The organism is Rhizobium leguminosarum (assembly GCF_004123835.1).
Lineage (GTDB): Bacteria > Pseudomonadota > Alphaproteobacteria > Rhizobiales > Rhizobiaceae > Rhizobium > Rhizobium leguminosarum_M.
On record NZ_MZMU01000010.1, the window covers coordinates 1 to 17,633 of the forward strand.

15 protein-coding genes are annotated in these 17,633 nt (G+C 62.3%); 2 read left to right on the forward strand and 13 right to left on the reverse strand.

The features are described from left to right. Positions 1–171: 171 nt before the first annotated feature. From B5P46_RS13420 to B5P46_RS13440, 5 genes are all read right to left on the reverse strand, one after another. Complete coding sequence (locus B5P46_RS13420) at positions 172–1,008, reverse strand: cell wall hydrolase (RefSeq protein ID WP_129419078.1); 837 nt, start codon at positions 1,006–1,008, stop codon at positions 172–174. A gap of 265 nt (positions 1,009–1,273) precedes the next feature. Further along, positions 1,274–2,314, reverse strand: a complete 1,041-nt coding sequence (locus B5P46_RS13425; protein WP_129419079.1) for a sulfate/molybdate ABC transporter ATP-binding protein — start codon at positions 2,312–2,314, stop codon at positions 1,274–1,276. A gap of 10 nt (positions 2,315–2,324) precedes the next feature. Next, entirely contained in the window at positions 2,325–3,197 is an 873-nt protein-coding gene (cysW, locus tag B5P46_RS13430; RefSeq protein WP_129419080.1) for a sulfate ABC transporter permease subunit CysW, read from the reverse strand. Beyond that, positions 3,187–4,044 (reverse strand): sulfate ABC transporter permease subunit CysT, encoded by an 858-nt coding sequence (cysT, locus tag B5P46_RS13435; protein ID WP_128459644.1) that lies wholly within the window; start codon positions 4,042–4,044, stop codon positions 3,187–3,189. The genes cysW and cysT overlap by 11 nt, the downstream gene beginning before the upstream one ends. 8 nt (positions 4,045–4,052) lie before the next feature. Beyond that, complete coding sequence (locus B5P46_RS13440; RefSeq protein WP_129419081.1) at positions 4,053–5,078, reverse strand: sulfate ABC transporter substrate-binding protein; 1,026 nt, start codon at positions 5,076–5,078, stop codon at positions 4,053–4,055. A gap of 354 nt (positions 5,079–5,432) precedes the next feature. Here B5P46_RS13440 and B5P46_RS13445 point away from each other — a divergent pair, with 354 nt between their 5' ends. Further along, the gene (locus B5P46_RS13445; protein ID WP_129419082.1) at positions 5,433–6,449 is read left to right on the forward strand and encodes a porin; all 1,017 of its coding nucleotides are present in this window, start codon (positions 5,433–5,435) and stop codon (positions 6,447–6,449) included. A 178-nt stretch (positions 6,450–6,627) separates the two neighbouring features. Here the strand turns inward: B5P46_RS13445 and B5P46_RS13450 are convergent, their stop codons facing one another. The 7 genes from B5P46_RS13450 to B5P46_RS13480 form a co-directional block, all read right to left on the reverse strand. Further along, positions 6,628–7,083, reverse strand: coding sequence for a PTS sugar transporter subunit IIA (locus tag B5P46_RS13450; RefSeq protein WP_129419083.1), 456 nt, complete (start codon positions 7,081–7,083; stop codon positions 6,628–6,630). A 57-nt stretch (positions 7,084–7,140) separates the two neighbouring features. Then, on the reverse strand, positions 7,141–7,833 hold the full coding sequence (locus B5P46_RS13455) for a response regulator transcription factor (RefSeq protein ID WP_129419084.1): 693 nt from the start codon (positions 7,831–7,833) through the stop codon (positions 7,141–7,143). Next, positions 7,830–10,538 carry a sensor histidine kinase gene (locus B5P46_RS13460; RefSeq protein ID WP_129419085.1) on the reverse strand — a complete coding sequence of 903 codons (2,709 nt, stop codon included), beginning with the start codon at positions 10,536–10,538 and terminating at the stop codon, positions 7,830–7,832. The genes B5P46_RS13455 and B5P46_RS13460 overlap by 4 nt, the downstream gene beginning before the upstream one ends. A 218-nt stretch (positions 10,539–10,756) precedes the next feature. Continuing rightward, positions 10,757–11,326: a potassium-transporting ATPase subunit KdpC gene (gene kdpC, locus B5P46_RS13465; protein ID WP_129419086.1), complete on the reverse strand. Its 570-nt coding sequence runs from the start codon at positions 11,324–11,326 to the stop codon at positions 10,757–10,759. A 24-nt stretch (positions 11,327–11,350) separates the two neighbouring features. Next, entirely contained in the window at positions 11,351–13,411 is a 2,061-nt protein-coding gene (gene kdpB / locus B5P46_RS13470; RefSeq protein WP_129419087.1) for a potassium-transporting ATPase subunit KdpB, read from the reverse strand. Between the two features lie 209 nt (positions 13,412–13,620). Then, positions 13,621–15,324, reverse strand: coding sequence for a potassium-transporting ATPase subunit KdpA (gene kdpA, locus B5P46_RS13475; RefSeq protein ID WP_129419088.1), 1,704 nt, complete (start codon positions 15,322–15,324; stop codon positions 13,621–13,623). A gap of 69 nt (positions 15,325–15,393) precedes the next feature. After that, a complete protein-coding gene (locus B5P46_RS13480; RefSeq protein ID WP_003547774.1) occupies positions 15,394–15,483 on the reverse strand; it encodes a K(+)-transporting ATPase subunit F in 90 nt (29 codons plus the stop codon). A 491-nt stretch (positions 15,484–15,974) separates the two neighbouring features. Between B5P46_RS13480 and B5P46_RS13490 the strand changes: the two genes are divergently transcribed. Continuing rightward, the gene (locus B5P46_RS13490; RefSeq protein WP_129419090.1) at positions 15,975–17,018 is read left to right on the forward strand and encodes an NAD(P)-dependent alcohol dehydrogenase; all 1,044 of its coding nucleotides are present in this window, start codon (positions 15,975–15,977) and stop codon (positions 17,016–17,018) included. 13 nt (positions 17,019–17,031) lie between these two features. On the opposite strand, the gene B5P46_RS13495 is transcribed toward B5P46_RS13490, so the two are convergent. Beyond that, the gene (locus tag B5P46_RS13495; RefSeq protein WP_129419091.1) at positions 17,032–17,601 is read right to left on the reverse strand and encodes a DedA family protein; all 570 of its coding nucleotides are present in this window, start codon (positions 17,599–17,601) and stop codon (positions 17,032–17,034) included. Positions 17,602–17,633 lie beyond the last annotated feature (32 nt).

Below are 17,633 nucleotides of genomic sequence, written 5' to 3' on the forward strand. Positions count from 1 at the left end.
TCTCGACGCAACGGTGTCAGTCGGGCATTCTTATGGATGTTCATTCGGAGTGATCCTGGAAAACTGAGGTGTGGTAACTCCAGTCTCCTAAATCCGCTCCGAATGGACAACCTCCTGAAAGCTCACATCTAGGCGCGCTCTTGCCTTAATGACAGCACCAGCGTGGCGGGTTTAACCGCCGTTCGCCGGAAGGCTTTCACGCAGCATCACGCTGTCATAGGCGGGCCGGGGCGTGGGGATCGCGATGGGCATTCCCGGCTCGGGCTCGACCGATGTTACCGGCGATGTTTCCGGCGCGGTCACCGGTGCAGTGATCTGCATCTGCGCCGTGCTCGCTGTGGCCATGGGGTCCGGAGCCGGCAGAGGAACGGGAACCGCCGAGGGTATCAGGGCCTCGAATTGCGGCGGCAGCATGCTTTCGCCGGGCACATAATTCATCGCCACCTCGTAGGAGGGCAGCGGCGGCGGCGTTTGAAGCATGCCGTTGGAGTCGCGCTTCTCGTAGAAGGCGTTGCCGCCGGCGACCGTCACGTAGTGCATGTTGTCGTAGGGGAATTTCAGCCCATCGGTGTGGAAGAACATCGCATCCTTCACCGCAGGATGGCGGGCGCCCTTGATAAGGATCGCATCGGCCGCGCTCGCAAGCTCGGTTTCCGCCTGCGGCTTGACTTCTCGCGTCATCACGCCGGGCGCAAATTGCCTTTTCTGGGCCACGACGCCGCAGATTGAGGGGGGATAGGCGCCGGAGGTGAGCCTGTTCATGACAACGGTCCCGACAGCCATGTAGCCGTCCTCGTCCGAATGCTGCGATTCGAAATACATCGCGCGCTGCAGGCAGTCGCGATCCTTAGCCGTATAATTGAACGTGACTTTTGCCGGTTGACCCTGCTTCGTCTTGGTGTTCGCCGCCGTTGCCGCCGGTTTCGGTGTCGTCGTGCAGCTTGCAGCTGCCAGTCCTACGAACAAAATCCCGATCAGGGATTTTCCAAAGGAAATCTCCGCCCTCAACGCCAGGTGCCTCCTATGGGATCAGTCCAGCCCTTTGTAATTAAGTGAAAACGTTTTACTCGTCATATGACTGAAATACAAACAACCTTAGATCACAAAAAGCCCAAGGGACTCTCGCCAAATGCGATTCCGGCGGTGACCTCATGCATATTCCTTAAATCGGAATCGATTTAAGGATAAAATCATGCAGCAATTCAAAGTGTTACGGCTCCCTTTGCTGCTGTCGAAAAGACGCGCGGCGCGGTTGATCGCGGCCCCGTCTCCATCAACTGCGGAACAGTTTCCAGCGGGTCGGCTTGAAAGCCACCCGGTTGCGGTCGAGCCTGTCGGCCTCGCTCGGCGGCAATTCGATCTCGATATGCGGGCGATCGTTGCCGATATCCAATTCGATATGGCGGGTGCCGGCGACGCGGCGGCTGGAAACCGGCTGGCCGGCGATACAGTTTTCAGCTGATTCGCAGAGCCTGACGTCATGCGGGCGGAAATAGAGCTGCGCCGTGCCATCCGGCTCGCCGTCGGCATTGAGGCCGAGCGAGCGGCCTTCGAAGCGAATGTCGCTGTCGGCCACCTCGACCTCGAGGCAGTTCGACTGGCCGATGAAGCCGAAGACGAAGGGCGAATTCGGATTGTCGTAGACCTGGTCCGGCGTGCCGACCTGTTCGATCGCGCCCTGACTCATGACGACGACGCGGTCGGCAAGCTCCAGCGCCTCATCCTGGTCGTGGGTGACGAAGACGGTGGTATGGCCGGTACGGTCGTGGATATCGCGCAGCCATTTGCGCAGATCCTTGCGCACCTGGGCGTCGAGCGCGCCGAAGGGTTCGTCGAGCAGCAACACGTTCGGCTCGACGGCCATGGCGCGGGCGAGCGCCACACGCTGGCGCTGGCCGCCGGAAAGCTGGGCCGGATAGCGCTTTTCCAGACCGGAAAGCTGGACGAGGTCGAGCAGTTCGAGCGCCCGCCGGCGGATATCGGCCTTAGGCGGCCGCCGCGCGCTGTTTCTGACCTTGAGGCCGAAGGAGACGTTTTCGAGCACCGTCATATAGCGAAAGAGGGCATAGTGCTGAAAGACGAAGCCGATATTGCGCTGCTGCACTGATTTCTTCGAGGCATCCTCGTCGCCGAAGAAGATCAGTCCCTCCGTCGGGCTTTCGAGGCCGGCGATCAGCCGCAGCAATGTCGTCTTGCCGGAGCCCGAAGGACCGAGCAGTGCGATCAGCTCGCCGGAGCGGATGTCGAGCGAGACATCGTGCAGCGCCGGAAAACGATCGAATTCCTTGCGAATGTTTTGAACGCGTACTTCCATTCCAAATCCTTCAGTGCCGTCGGCTGGCGGCGATTTCGGCGCTATAGCGCATTTCCAGCAGCGTCTTCAAAACAAGAGTTACGAGCGCGAGCAAGGCCAAAAGCGTGGCGACCGCAAAAGCGCCGGTAAAATTATACTCGTTATAGAGAATTTCCACCTGCAGCGGCATGGTGTTGGTCTGGCCGCGGATGTGGCCTGACACCACCGAGACGGCGCCAAATTCGCCCATGGCGCGGGCGTTGCAGAGCAGTACCCCGTAAAGCAGGCCCCATTTGATATTCGGTAGCGTCACGTGCCAGAAGGTCTGCCAGCCGCTGGCGCCGAGCGAAAGGGCTGCCTCCTCATCGGCCGTTCCCTGTTCCTGCATCAGCGGGATCAGCTCGCGGGCGACGAAGGGGAAGGTGACGAACATGGTGGCGAGGATCAACCCCGGCACCGCAAACAGGATCTTGATGTCGTGAGCGCTGAACCACTGGCCGAGCCAGGTACTGGAGCCGAACAGCAGAACGAAAACCAGGCCCGATATGACGGGTGATACCGAGAAGGGCAGGTCGATCAGCGTCGTCAGGAAGGCCTTGCCCTTGAACTCGAACTTGGCGATCGCCCAGGCGGCGGCAACCCCGAAGATGAGATTGAGCGGCACGCTGACGCCGGCAACGATCAGCGTCAGGCGAATCGCCGAGAAGGTCTCGGCGTCTGCTAGCGCCTCGAGAAAGGGGCCGGCTCCCTTGCGAAAGGCTTCCACGAAGACGGCTGCGAGCGGCAGAAGCAGGATCAGCAACAGGAAGACGAGCGAGAGGATGATCAGGGTGAAGCGCGCGATCCTGTTTTCGGTGGTCACCGAACGCAGCTTTGCCGGTTGAGCGGTCGCATCAAGCGCCATAACCGTACCTCCGCCTGCTCCAGCTCTGGATGAGATTGATGACGAGCAGCATGGCGAACGAGATGATCAGCATGATCGCCGCAATGCCGGTCGCTGCGGCGTAATTATACTCTTCGAGTTTGATGATGATCAGCAGCGGCGCGATCTCCGATTTGAACGGCAGGTTGCCGGCGATGAAGATGACCGAGCCGTATTCGCCAACGCCGCGGGCAAAGGCGAGCGCAAAGCCGGTGAGCACGGCGGGCGCCAGCCCCGGCAGCAGCACGCGGAAAATCGTCTGGAAGCGATTGGCGCCGAGCGTTGCCGCAGCCTCCTCCACTTCCTTGTCGATTTCCTCCATGACCGGCTGCACAGTGCGCACCACGAAGGGCAGGCCGACGAAGATCAGCGCCACGACGATACCGGCCGGTGTAAAGGCGATCTTGATGCCGAGCGGCGTCAGGAACTGGCCGATCCAGCCGTTCGGCGCGTAGAGCGTCGTCAGCGCGATGCCGGCAACGGCGGTCGGCAGCGCAAAGGGCAGGTCGACCATGGCATCGATGACGCGCTTGCCGGGAAAGCGGTAGCGCACCAGCACCCAGGCGAGGATGATGCCGAAGACGGCGTTGACGATCGCGGCGATGAAGGCGCTGCCAAAGCTGATGCGCAGCGCGTTCAGCGTGCGCGGATCGAGCGCGATCGACCAGAATTTCTCCCAGCCGAGCGCGCTCGACCGGACGGCAAGGCCCGAAAGCGGGATGAGGATCAGAAGGGTGAGCCAGGTCAAGGTAAGGCCGAGCGCCATTCCGAAACCCGGAATGACGCTCGGCCGCTTGAACCGCCACCGCGTGGGGCTATGTGCTTTCATGAAGTCTATTATTGGGCCGGCTTGTAGATTTGGTCAAATACCCCGCCATCGCCGAAGAATTTCGGCTGTGCGCTCTTCCAGCCGCCGAAGTCGTCGATGGTCGCGAGCGTCAGCTTCGGGAAGCGGGCGATGTCAGCCGGATCGGCGGCTTCCGGCTTGGTCGGCCGATAGTAGTGCTTGGCAGCAATCTTCTGGCCTTCGTCCGAATAGAGGTAGTTGAGATAGGCTTCGGCGACCTTGCGCGTGCCCTTCTTGTCGACATTGCCGTCGACGATGGCGACCGGCGGGTCGGCGCGGATCGAGAAGGCCGGCGTCACGATCTCGAACTGGTCGGGACCGAGTTCTTCGAGCGAAAGATAGGCTTCGTTTTCCCAGGCGAGCAGCACGTCGCCGAGGCCGCGCTGGACAAAGGTGGTCGTGGCGCCGCGAGCGCCGGTGTCGAGAACCGGAACATGCTGCAGCAGTTTCGCAACGTATTCCTGCGCCTTGGCTTCGTCACCGCCATTCGCCTGCTTGGCCCATGCCCAGGCGGCAAGGAAGTTCCAGCGGGCGCCGCCCGATGTCTTCGGGTTCGGGGTGATGACCTGAACATCGTCCTTGATCAGGTCGCCCCAATCCTTGATGCCCTTCGGGTTGCCCTTGCGGACGAGGAAGACGATCGTCGACGTATAGGGCGTCGAATTGTTGGGGAACTTGGTCTTCCAGTCGGCCGGGATCTTGCCGGTCGCCTTGGCGATGGCGTCGATATCGCCTTCGAGGGCAAGCGTGACGACGTCGGCGTCGAGACCGTCGATGACGGAGCGGGCCTGGGCGCCGGAACCGCCATGCGAGGCCTGGATCGTCACGGTTTCACCGCTGTCCTTTTCCCACTTGGCGGCAAAGGCGGCATTGAAATCCTTGTACAATTCGCGGGTCGGATCGTAAGAGACGTTAAGCAGCGTCTGATCCGCGAATGCGGGAGCAATGCTTCCGATTGCGAAGCTGCCTGCCATGACCGCCGCTGCGATGAGCCGGGTGAGCCGTTGTGTCTGCATGGGAACCCTCCTGTTTCTGTCTTAACTCTATCAAGTCGGTCGTATAATGAAACAAAGGTTCTTCCGGTTGCGGCACTACCGGTAGAATGTCATTCCATTTGAGAGGCAATTTTGAAATAGACGAAGTTGGCCGCGGCCAATTGGTATCAGATGCCGTCCTGGCGCCGAGCCGTGTTTTTTCGGCCACAGTTCCTCCACTAAAGCGCCATGGTGATGCTGATTTTTGACAAGTTTTTGCCGCGATGACACTTGCGGATTCCTATATGGCCTCCGTGCGGCCGTATTCACCGACCGCTACGCGGGGGCATCCCTTGAAGTGCGCCTCGCATTCCAAACCTGTTAGGGCCATTCAAAATGAATATCAGAACTATCCTTTTTGCCTCCGTTGCCGCCCTTGCCGCGGCCTCCGGAGCCCGCGCAGCCGACGCCATCGTGGCGGCGGAACCCGAGCCCGTGGAATATGTTCGCGTTTGCGACGCCTACGGTACCGGCTATTTTTATATTCCGGGAACGGAAACATGCCTTTCGATCGGCGGTTACATCCGTACCGAAGTGCGCTTCGGTGAGCAGATTTCCGGCGATTCCGACGTAAACTTCTGGACTCGCGGTCAGGTCACCTTCCAGGCCAAGAACGACACCGAGTATGGTACGCTCACCGGCGTCATCACGCTGCGTTACAATGTCGACAACGCCTCCGATCAGGAAGCTTTGCTGGATGAGGGCTATCTCGACATTGCCGGTTTCCGCGCTGGTAAGCTGTACAGCTGGTGGGATGACGACATGAGCGGCGAGACAGATACGCTCGCCAGCAACGAGACGACCCACAACTCGATCCGTTATCAGTACGAGTCCGGCGCTTTCGCGGCCGGCATTTCGGTCGACGAACTGGAAGATGACTACGCCACCAAGCCGGGCGAAGGCCCGAACAACTTCGGTGTCGCAGGCCAGGTTTCCTACAAGGCCGGCGCCATCAGCGCTTACCTGCTTGCCGGTTATGACACCGACACCAGCGAAGTCGCTGTCCGCGGTATCGTCTATGCCGACATCGGCCCGGGCACTCTCGGCATCGCCGGCGTATGGGCAAGCGGCGCCAACTACTACTACGAAGAGTCCGAATGGACGATCGCAGCAGAATACGCCTTGAAGATCAACGACAAGTGGAAGGTCACTCCCGGCTTCCAGTACTTCGAAAACATCGCTCTCGAGGCTGACGGCAATGGCTTCACCGGCGGCAGCGCTTACACGACCGGTGTCACCATCGACTACCAGATCGTCGAAGACCTGCGTTCGAAGCTCAGCGTGCAATATCACGATGAGGACGAAGGCGACGACGAAGTGTTCGGCTTCCTGCGCTTCCAGCGCGATTTCTAAAGCAATTCCAGGAAAAGTGCGAAGCGGTTTTCCGTCCGGACTTGCGTAAAATCAAAAGATTAGAGCGGTTCAGCGTTAAGCTGAACCGCTCTAACTTAGTCTAATTGCAGACGAGCGGGCGCGACCTTCGGGCCGCGCCTTTTTTATCATGCCGAAAAGTGTGAGCGGTTTTTGGGCGTCACACCCGTGAATCGGCGATGAAATCGGAATAGAATTCGTCGACCGTTCTTGCCTTGCGCATGGCGGCAAGCACGCCGTCCGATTGCAGCCGCCTGGCGATCGCGGAAAGCACGTTCAGATATTCGCCACGATTGTTTTCTCCGAAGAGCAGCACGAAGGCGATGTCGGTCGGGATATCGTCGATTGCCTCGAAATCCAACTGCTGGGCGAAGCGGAGGAGAAGGCCGCGCGGGCTGGTCATGCCGTCGATCGCCGCATGCGGGATGGCGATGCCGTTGCCGATCCCCGTCGAGCCGAGCTTCTCACGCGCTTCCAGCGCCTTCAGGATGGTCTGGCCGTCGACCGAGAAAGCCTTGGCCGCCTTGTCGGCTATGGTCTGCAGCGCGCGCCATTTGGTCGGCGCCGACACGCCGATGAAGGTGTGTTCCGGCCGGATGATGTTGGGAAGGTTCATGTCATTCTCGATGCTGTTCGGGCTCGATACTGTTCGGGCAGCGGAAGGGAAGGGACTTCAGTCCGGTTCCCTGAGCCGGTAGCCGACGCCGGTCTCGGTGGTGATATAGTGCGGCTGGTCCGGAATCTGCTCGATTTTTTGCCGCAGTTGCCGGACATAGACGCGCAGATACTGCACATCAGCCGCCGGCCCCCATATCTGCTTTAGAAGAAACTGGTGTGTCAGCACCTTGCCGGCATGCTGGGCGAGCACGCGCAGGATGTCGTATTCCTTCGGCGACAGCTTTATTTCTGCGCCGTCGACCTTGACGATGCGCTTGACGAGATCGATCGACAGCCCGCCGGTCTGGAAGATCGCCTTTTCCCCCTGCTGCTGCAGGCGGTGACGCAGCGCCACGCGGATGCGGGCGCCGAGCTCGTTGATGCCGAAGGGCTTGGTGACGTAATCGTCGGCGCCGCTTTCCAGCGCCTTGACGATGCCGGCCTCGTCGGTGCGACTGGACAGAATGACGACCGGCATGGAAAGCCCTTCGTCGCGCCACTCCTGCAGTAGGTCGTGGCCTGATTTGTCGGGCAGGCCGAGGTCGAGCACGATGAGGTCGGGCATGACGTCGGCGACCGACTGACGGGCGGCGCTGGCGTTCGGCGCTTCCTGCACCTCGTAGCCCTGCGCGGTCAGGCCGACGCGGAGCAGCTTGCGGATCGGAGGCTCGTCGTCGACGACGAGGATTTTGACGGCTGAACCGGTCATCGGAGTTCATCCAGTTTCGGAATGTCGGTGGGTTTCGGCAGGCGGATGGTGAAGACGGCGCCCGGACGGCCCGTCCGGTTGCCGGCGATGATCGTGCCGCCCATGGCCTCGATGAAGCCGCGGCAGATGGAAAGGCCAAGCCCGGTGCCGGCGCGCACCTGATCGCCCTTTCGCACGCGGTAGAACGTGTCGAAGACGCGGGTGAGATCGGCCGGCGGAATGCCCGGGCCTTCGTCCGAGACCTGCACGACGACGTTGTCGGCATCGGCCCAGCCGCCGATTTGGATCACCGATCCCTCGGGCGCGTATTTCGCGGCATTGTCGAGCAGGTTGAAGATCACCTGCTCGAAGAGGACAGGGTCGACGCGCACCATCGGCAGGTCGGCGGGAATGCTCATTTCGGTCTTGTGATGATCGAGGATCTTTGCGGCCCGGCGCAGCGCGCTGCCGATGATATCGCCGGCATAATGCAGCGCGTGGTTCGGCTCCATCGCGCCGGATTCGATCTTGGTCATGTCGAGCAGGTTGGCGATGAAGCGGTTGAGACGTTCGGATTCGTCGACGACGGTCGAGAGCAGATCGCTGCGATCGTCTTCCGGCATCGAGGCGAAATAGTCGCGCAGCGTGCCGGCGGCGCCGAGAATGGCGGCAAGCGGCGTCTTCAGGTCATGTGAGATCGAGGTGAGCAGCGCCGAGCGCAGCCGGTCGGCTTCGGCTGCAAGCCTTGCCCGGTCGACATCGGCAACGAGCTGGATGCGCTCGATGGCAAGGGCCGCCTGGTCAGCCAGCGCGTCGAGGAGGCGCTGCTGCTCCGGCGTCAGCAGCGGGCCGTCGCGGCGATCACTGTCGAGGCCGATGACGCCGACGGCGGCGCGTCCGGTTCTCAGCGGCACGTAGAGACGCTTGGCACCAGGCAGGGTATCGGCGCCGCGGCCGGCGGCGTGATTGTGCTCCCAGGCCCAGCGGGCGGCGGCGATATCGGCATCGTCGAGCGTGTCGTCGGGCGGATAGCCGGCCTTGACGACGATGGTGCCTTCTTCCGGCAGCAGCAAAACGACGCGGACCTTCAGCATCGAGGCGAGCTGGAAGGCGGTCGCCCAGAGCACGTCGTCGAGCGTGCCGGTGCCGGCGAGCTTTTTGGAGAAGAGATAGAGATCTTCCGTCGTGCGCGCCCGCTGCCGGGCGGCCGCTGCCTGGCGCTGCACGGTCGCGGTCAGATTGCTGGCGATGATCGCGACGCCCAGGAAGAAGAAGAGCGCGAGCACGCTTTCCGGATCGCTGATCGTCAACGTGTAACGCGGCGGCAGGAAGAAGAAGTTAAAGGAAAGCGCGCTGAGAATGCAGCTGTAAAGCGCCGGCCGCAGGCCGTGGAGGACGGCGGAGGTCAGCACCGCCATCAGGAAGACGAGGGCGAGGTTGCGCACGTCGAGCACCTGGTCGAGTACGATGCTGACCCCGAGCGCGATGGCGACATAGCCGCTCGCCAGCAGGTAGGCCCTGAAATCCAGCGCAGGCGCAGCGACCGCCGCCCGGACGCCGCGCGCGGTGGTGCCGTCCTTCTCATTGCCCGATATGACGTGAACGCTGATCTCGCCGGTTTTGCGGATCAGCTCGTCGGTGATCGAGTGGCCCCACCAGTCGCGCCATGTCGGCTTCTTCGGGGCGCCGATGACGATATGGGTGACGTTGTTGGCGGTGGCATGGCGGACGAGTTCTTCGGCGACTTCGCGACCGGGGAGGGTGATCGCCTCGCCGCCGAGCTGCTCGGCGAGGCGCAGCGTCGCTGCGACCGTATCGCGCTCGGCTTCGTTAAGGTTGATCGAGCGGTTGGTCTCGATATAGACGGCTGCCCAGGGCGCGCGCAGGCGCGAGGCCATGCGGGCGGCGTAGCGCACCAGCGATGCGGAGCGCGGATGGTGGTCGACAGAGACGAGAACCCGTTCGCCCGCCGCCCAGGGGCCCGATATGGCATGGGCCTGCATATGGGTGAGCAGCTGGTCGTCGACGCGCTGGGCGGTCTTGCGCAGCGCGAGTTCTCTCAGCGCTGTCAGATTGCCTGGCGTGAAGTAGTTGGTCAGCGCCCGCTCGGCGGTGCGCGGCATGTAGACCTTGCCGTCATGCAGGCGCTTGATCAAATCATCCGGCGTCAGATCGATGATCTCGACGTCGTCGGCGAGGTCGATGATCGAGTCCGGCACCGTCTCGCGCACGCGGATGCGGGTGATCTGCGAGACGACGTCGTTCAGGCTTTCGACATGCTGGATGTTCAACGTCGTATAGACGTCGATGCCACGATCGAGCAATTCCTTGACGTCGAGGTAGCGCTTCGGATGGCGGCTGCCCTCGGCATTGGTATGGGCGAGTTCGTCGACCAGCACGAGATCGGGCCGGCGGGTGAGGATGCCGTCAAGGTCCATTTCCTCGAGCGGCCGGCCCTTGTAGCTGATTTCGACACGGGGGATGATCTCGAAGCCGGCGACGAGCGCCTCGGTCTCCTTGCGGCCATGGGTCTCGACGACGCCGATGACGACATCGAGACCGTCGGCGATCTTGGCACGGCCGGAGACGAGCATCTCATAGGTCTTGCCGACGCCGGGGGCGGCACCCAGAAAGATCTTCAGACGGCCGCGCGTCTCAGCCCGGGCTTTTTCGAGAAGCGCATCGGGCGAGGGCCTGCCGGCCTGGTCGCGATTGTCGTCTGGCATGCGTGTGGTCTTTCTGCAAATGGCTGCCGGGGGACGCCTTGCGTCTCCGTATCCCTCATCAAGTCAGTTCAGCCGCCCCACCCTCCGTCATGCTCGGGCTTGACCCGAGCATCCACATCGCATCCACCAGCGGCGACGGCAATGGATCCTCGGGTCAAGCCCGAGGGCCTTCTCGCCAAACTCGCCCTGGCCCACAGAGGCGCCCCAGCCTGCCAAACTCACTGAGTCATAGAAGCATCAAGGCTCTGGTTCAACGCCACAACATTGACTGTGGGTTCGCCGAGAAGGCCGATTTCGCGGTCTTGGACAGCGCCGTCGACCAGCGCCTTGACCTTGGCCTCGTCAAGGCTTCGCGCCTTGGCGACGCGCGCCACCTGGAAATAGGCAGCCTCCGGCGAAATGTCAGGATCAAGGCCGCTGCCCGAAGCGGTGACGAGGTCGGCGGGCACCTCCGCGTTCGGGTTCGCCGCCTTGGCGGCCTCATAGTCGCCCTTGACGCGGTCGATCAGCTTCTGGCTGGTCGGGCCGAGGTTCGAGCCGCTGGAGGCGGCGGCATTGTAGCCGTCGCCGGCGGCCGAAGGGCGGCCGTGGAAATATTTGTCGCTGGTGAAGGCCTGGCCGATCAGCGTCGAGCCGATCACCTGGCCGTTCTTCTCGATCAGGCTGCCGTTCGCTTGGGTCGGGAAGAGGGCCTGGGCGGCACCGGTCATGGCGAGCGGATAGAGAAGGCCGGTGATGGCGGTGGTGGCAACGATCATGACGACCGCCGGACGAAGTTCTTTCAACATTGTCTTACTCCTTCGAATGTTCAGTTAGGCAAGGCCGAGGGCTGCGACAGTCATGTCGATCGCCTTGATGCCGATGAAGGGGACGATGATGCCGCCGGCACCGTAGATCAGCAGGTTGCGCGACAAGAGCGCGCCGGCGCCGATCGGACGGTAGCGCACACCCTTCAGCGATAGCGGGATCAGCGCGATGATGATCAGCGCGTTGAAGATGATCGCCGAGAGAATGGCGCTTTGCGGCGTCGAAAGCCCCATGATGTTCAACACGCCGAGCTGCGGGTAGAAGGTCAGGAACATCGCCGGGATGATGGCGAAGTACTTGGCGATGTCGTTGGCGATCGAAAACGTCGTCAGCGCGCCGCGCGTCATCAACAGCTGTTTGCCGATCTCGACGATCTCGATGAGCTTCGTCGGGTCCGAGTCGAGATCGACCATGTTGCCGGCTTCGCGGGCGGCGACCGTGCCGGTGTTCATGGCGACGCCGACATCGGCCTGGGCAAGTGCCGGCGCATCGTTGGTGCCGTCGCCGCACATGGCGACGAGCTTGCCCTTCGATTGTTCCTCGCGCATCAGCGCCAGCTTCATCTCCGGCGTTGCCTGGGCGAGGAAGTCGTCGACGCCGGCCTCGGCGGCGATGGCGGCTGCCGTCAGCGGGTTGTCGCCTGTGATCATCACGGTGCGGATGCCCATCCGGCGAAGCTCGGTGAAGCGCTCGCGGATGCCGCCTTTGACGATGTCCTTCAACTGGATGACGCCGAGCAGCCTGCCGTCGCGGGCAACGGCCAGCGGCGTGCCGCCTGATTTGGCGACCTCGTCGGCGATCGACTGCAGTTCACGCACGACCTCGCTGCCGTTCTTCGAGGATGCGTCGCCGTTGACATAGGCCAACACGGCATCGACCGCACCCTTGCGGATCGAAGCGCCTTCGAGATCGACGCCGCTCATGCGGGTCTGGGCGGTGAAGGGCACGAAGGTGGCCTTGAGGCTTGCCATGTCGCGACCGCGGATCGCATATTTCTCCTTGGCGAGCACGACGATGGAGCGGCCTTCCGGCGTTTCGTCGGCAAGCGAGGCGAGCTGGGCGGCATCGGCGAGATCCTGTTCGGACACGCCGCGAACCGGGCGGAAGGTCGTCGCCTGGCGATTGCCGAGCGTGATCGTGCCCGTCTTGTCGAGCAGCAGCGTGTCGACGTCGCCAGCGGCTTCGACCGCACGGCCGGACATGGCGAGCACGTTGAAGCGGACGAGGCGGTCCATGCCGGCGATGCCGATCGCCGACAGCAACGCACCGATCGTCGTCGGGATCAGCGTGACGAAGAGGGCGACGAGCACGATGATCGGGATCGAGCCGCCGGCATAGATGGCAAAGCTCGGGATCGTCGCCGTCGCGAGCACGAAGATCAGCGTCATGCCGGCAAGCAGGATGTTGAGCGCGATCTCGTTCGGAGTCTTCTGGCGCTCCGCACCTTCGACGAGTGCGATCATCCGGTCGAGGAAGGTCGAGCCGGCAGCCGCGGTGATGCGGACACGGATCCAGTCGGAAAGCACCTGCGTACCGCCGGTCACCGCCGAGCGATCGCCGCCAGATTCGCGGATGACCGGGGCGGATTCGCCGGTGATCGCCGCTTCATTGACGGAGGCCACGCCTTCGACGACCTCGCCGTCCGACGGGATGATGTCGCCGGCCTCGACGAGCACGAGGTCGCCGACCTTGAGGCTGGTGCCCGGCACCATGCGATAGCCGCTGCCATTATTGGCGGTGAGCAGCTTCGCCTGAGTTTCGGTGCGCGCCTTGCGCAGCGAATCCGCCTGCGCCTTGCCGCGGCCTTCGGCGACGGCTTCGGCGAAATTGGCAAACAGCACGGTGAACCAGAGCCAGAGATTGATCTGGAACGAGAAGCCGAGATTGCCGTTGCCTGCCACCAGATCGCGCAGGAAGAGGACGGTGGTCAGCACCGAGACCGTGGCCACGACGAACATGACCGGGTTTCTGGCAAGCGCGCGGGGGTTGAGCTTCTTGAAAGCGGCCCCCACGGCCGGAATGAGGATGCGAGAATCCATGACGCTCGCGGATTTTGCCTGGCTCATAAGAGACTCCAGCTTTGAAACGAGGATGGCGAACCGGAAGCCGGTCAGCCCTGTAAGATTTTGAAGATGGCGTCGATGACGAGGAGGCCTGCCATCATCACCAGGATGATGTCGGAGGCTTGGGGTCTCGGGCCATTCCCACGTCCCGGCGCACCGGGACGTGAGTGGAAGGCGTTGCGAAGCCTGTGACGGAGGATCATGGCATCACCTCAGAAGGTCTGGCCGGCGATCATGACCAGGTGCTCGACGATGGGGCCGAGCGCCAAGGCCGGGAAGAAGGTCAGGCCGCCGACGATCAGGATCGTGCCGACGAGCAGGCCGACGAAGAGCGGACCATCCGTCGGGAAGGTGCCTGCCGAGGCCGGAACCGACTTCTTGGCGATCAGCGAACCGGCGATAGCAAGCGCCGGGATGATGACCAGGAAGCGGCCCATCAGCATGCCCAAGCCAAGGGTGATGTTGTACCAGGGCGTATTGCCCGTCAGGCCGCCGAAAGCCGAGCCGTTGTTGGCCGCAGCCGAGGTGTAGGCATAGAGGATTTCGGAGAAGCCGTGCGGGCCGGCCGTGCCGATCGAGGCGACGGCGGAGGGCAGCACTGTGGCGATCGCGGTGAAGACCAGCATCGCGAGCGGCAGGCAGAGGATGGCGAGAACGGCCATCTTCATTTCCTTCGCCTCGATCTTCTTGCCGAGATATTCCGGCGTGCGGCCGACCATCAGGCCGGCGACGAAGACGGCGACGATGATGAACAGAAGGATGCCGTAGAAGCCCGCGCCGACACCGCCGACGATGACTTCGCCGAGCTGCATGTTGATCAGCGGGATGAGGCCGCCGAGCGCAGTGAAGCTGCCATGCATGGCATTGACCGCGCCGCAGGAGGCGGCCGTGGTGATGACCGCAAAGAGCGAAGACAGGGCGACGCCGAAGCGGACTTCCTTGCCTTCCATATTGCCGCCGCCGAGACCGAAAGCGTGCATCAGCGGGTTGCCGGCAGCTTCCGCCCAATAAGTGACGATGACGCCTGCGAGGAACAGGACGCCCATTGTCGCAAGGATCGCCCAGCCCTGGCGCTGATTGCCGACCATGCGGCCGAAGACGTTGGTCAAAGCCGCACCGATCGCGAAGATCGAGACCATCTGGATGAGGTTGGAGATCGCGTCGGGATTTTCGAACGGATGGGCCGAATTGGCGTTGAAGAAGCCGCCGCCGTTGGTGCCGAGCATCTTGATCGCAAGCTGCGAGGCGACGGGGCCGACGGCAATCGTCTGCTGCGCGCCTTCGAGCGTGGTTGCATTGACATAGGCGCCGAGCGTCTGCGGCACGCCGAGATAGACGTAGACGATGGTCAGCACGATACAGATCGGCAGCAGGATGTAGAACGTGCCGCGGATCATATCGACCCAGAAGTTGCCGATCGCCTTGCCCGACGCCCGTGCGAAGGCACGGATGAAGGCGACAGCGATCGCCATGCCGGTCGCGGCCGACAGGAAGTTCTGCACCGTGAAGCCGGCCATCTGGGTCAGATACGACATGGTGCTTTCGCCGCCGTAATTCTGCCAGTTGGTGTTTGTGGGAAAGCTGACGGCGGTGTTGAACGAAAGCTCCGGCGGGACGGCGGCCATGCCGGCCGGATTATAGGGCAGGATGTCCTGCAGGCGCAGGAGCGCGTAGAGGACGAGGACGCCAAGCAGGTTGAACATCAGCATTGCGAAGGCATAGGAGGTCCAATGCTGCTCCTCGCGCTCGCTTGTGCCCGCAATACGGTAAAGCCCCCGTTCGATCGGAACGAGGACTGGGGAGAGGAATGTGCGCTCGCCATTGTAGACACGCGTCATGTAGCCGCCGAGCGGTTTGACGAGCACGAGGACAATCCCGCAGTAAAGCAGGATCTGAAGCCATCCGTTGAGGGTCATGGAGGTAAACTTTCAATACCCGGCTGCTTCTTGGTCGCGCATGCGCGACCAAGAAGCAGCCAGTTCTCTTCAAAAGCGTTCTGGGCGAAGGAGAGCGTAGGTGAGGTAAACGGTGAGAAACACGGTTACGGCACCGCTCAAGACATAATCGAGGGTCATCGTCGTTTCTCCAGTCAAAGCCTGTCGCAGGCTCGGGTGTAGGCAAAGCACAGCGCGAAGAATATGATCGCGGTGCCGAGTAGAATGATATCCATCATGATCGTGACTCCTGTTGTTCTTCTTGGAGTCAGACAAGACAAAGGGCGCTGGGAGGCCGCCTTTCATGCTTTCTGGCGTGGAGATGATCTTTTCGATCTCTCGGACATCAATATGGAGCCGAAGCGCATAAAGGTTCGAGACGGACGACAGGCCATCTATATAAAAATCTTATAAATGCCCTTCTGAGGCCGCTCGCCATCGGACCCGGCTGGCGCAGTTTTCGGACGAGCCGCTGCCGGTAAGGAGCCTCGGCAAGTCCGCGTGAGCATTTTTTCATTTGCTGAGCAAAAGCCTTCGCAATCCAGTTGAACTGGGAAGGCTTCGGGCCTTATAGTCGGCTTCGACGCTGCCCGATGGAGTCATGGGCAAGCCATTAGGGAAGGAAACCGACAATGACCAAAGTCCGTGCGCTTGTCCTCGAGCGCCAGCATGAGCTTGCGCTTCGCGATATCGATCTGCCGCTCGAAACCGGCCCCGGCGAGGTGAAGATCAGGATCCACACGGTCGGCGTCTGCGGTTCCGACGTGCATTATTACACGCACGGCAAGATCGGCCCCTTCGTCGTCAACGCGCCGATGGTGCTCGGCCATGAGGCGGCGGGCACGGTGGTCGAGGTCGGCGCCGGCGTCACGCATCTGAAAGTCGGCGACCGCGTCTGCATGGAGCCGGGCATTCCCGATCCGAATTCCAAGGCAAGCCGGCTCGGCATGTACAATATCGACCCGGCCGTGACCTTCTGGGCGACCCCGCCCATCCACGGCGTGCTGACGCCCGAGGTCGTGCATCCCGCCAACTACACCTTCAAGCTGCCCGACAATGTCAGCTTTGCCGAAGGCGCCATGGTCGAGCCTTTCGCCGTCGGCATGCAGGCGGCCGCCAAGGCGAAGATTACGCCGGGCGACACTGCCGTCGTCCTCGGCGCCGGGCCGATCGGCACGATGGTGGCGATCGCGGCCCTTGCCGGCGGCTGCGCCCGCGCGATCGTCGCCGATCTCGCCCAGCCGAAGCTCGATATCGCCGCACAGTACCAGGGCGTCATTCCGGTCAATATCCGCGAGAAGAACCTGGCCGAAGAGGTTGCCCGGCTGACCGACGGCTGGGGCGCCGATGTCGTCTTCGAATGCTCCGGCTCGCCGAAGGCCTGGGAGACGATCATGGCGCTGCCGCGCCCGGGCGGCGTCATCGTCGTCGTCGGCCTGCCGGTCAATCCGATCGGCTTCGACGTCTCGACGGCATCCACCAAGGAAATCCGCATCGAGACGGTGTTCCGCTACGCGCATCAGTATGAGCGCTCGATCGCGCTGCTCGGCTCGGGACGCGTGGATCTGAAGCCGCTGATTTCCGAGACCTTTAAGTTCGAAGATTCGATCAAGGCGTTTGATCGCGCCGTTGAGGCGCGGCCGAGCGACGTGAAGCTGCAGATCGTGATGGAGTAGAGCCAGTCTGCTCCTATGAGTCCCTGGCGCTCAGTTTCATCTTGCGAAAGGCAAGAGCCGCGGCTGCGACGACAGCCGCGGCTCCGACTGCGATGAGCAGATGACGATGAAGGGGAAGGTGGCCCAATGTCTGTTGGATGCCGTGCCCGAACAAATAACCGAGCGCCGTGAAAAACTGCCCCCACACCAGCGCGGCCACGGCATTCAGGATGATGAATTTTCCGGTCGCTATTCGCGTCGTCCCGATGACGATCGGGCTGATCGTGCGCAGCCCCACCAGAAAACGAAACGCAAAGATGAAGCCGGTGGGATATCTTTCCAGAAGCCGGGTTGCACGCGCCAGCGCCGGCTTTTCCATCAGCCGGCGGACAAAGCCCCATTGAACGGCATAACGACCGACGAAGAACCATAGTTGATCGCCAGCGAAGGAGCCCGCCGTTGCCGCAAGCGACGCCGCCCCATAAGTCAGCAGCCCGCGATGGGAAATCACGCCCCCGAGAAACGCGGCTGTTTCGCCTTCGAAGGCGGCGCCCAGAAATATGGCCAGCAGGCCGTAATTCTCGATCAGCAGTTCGATAGACACGCAATCCGCCTCCAGCTGTTCCCGGCCGGCTT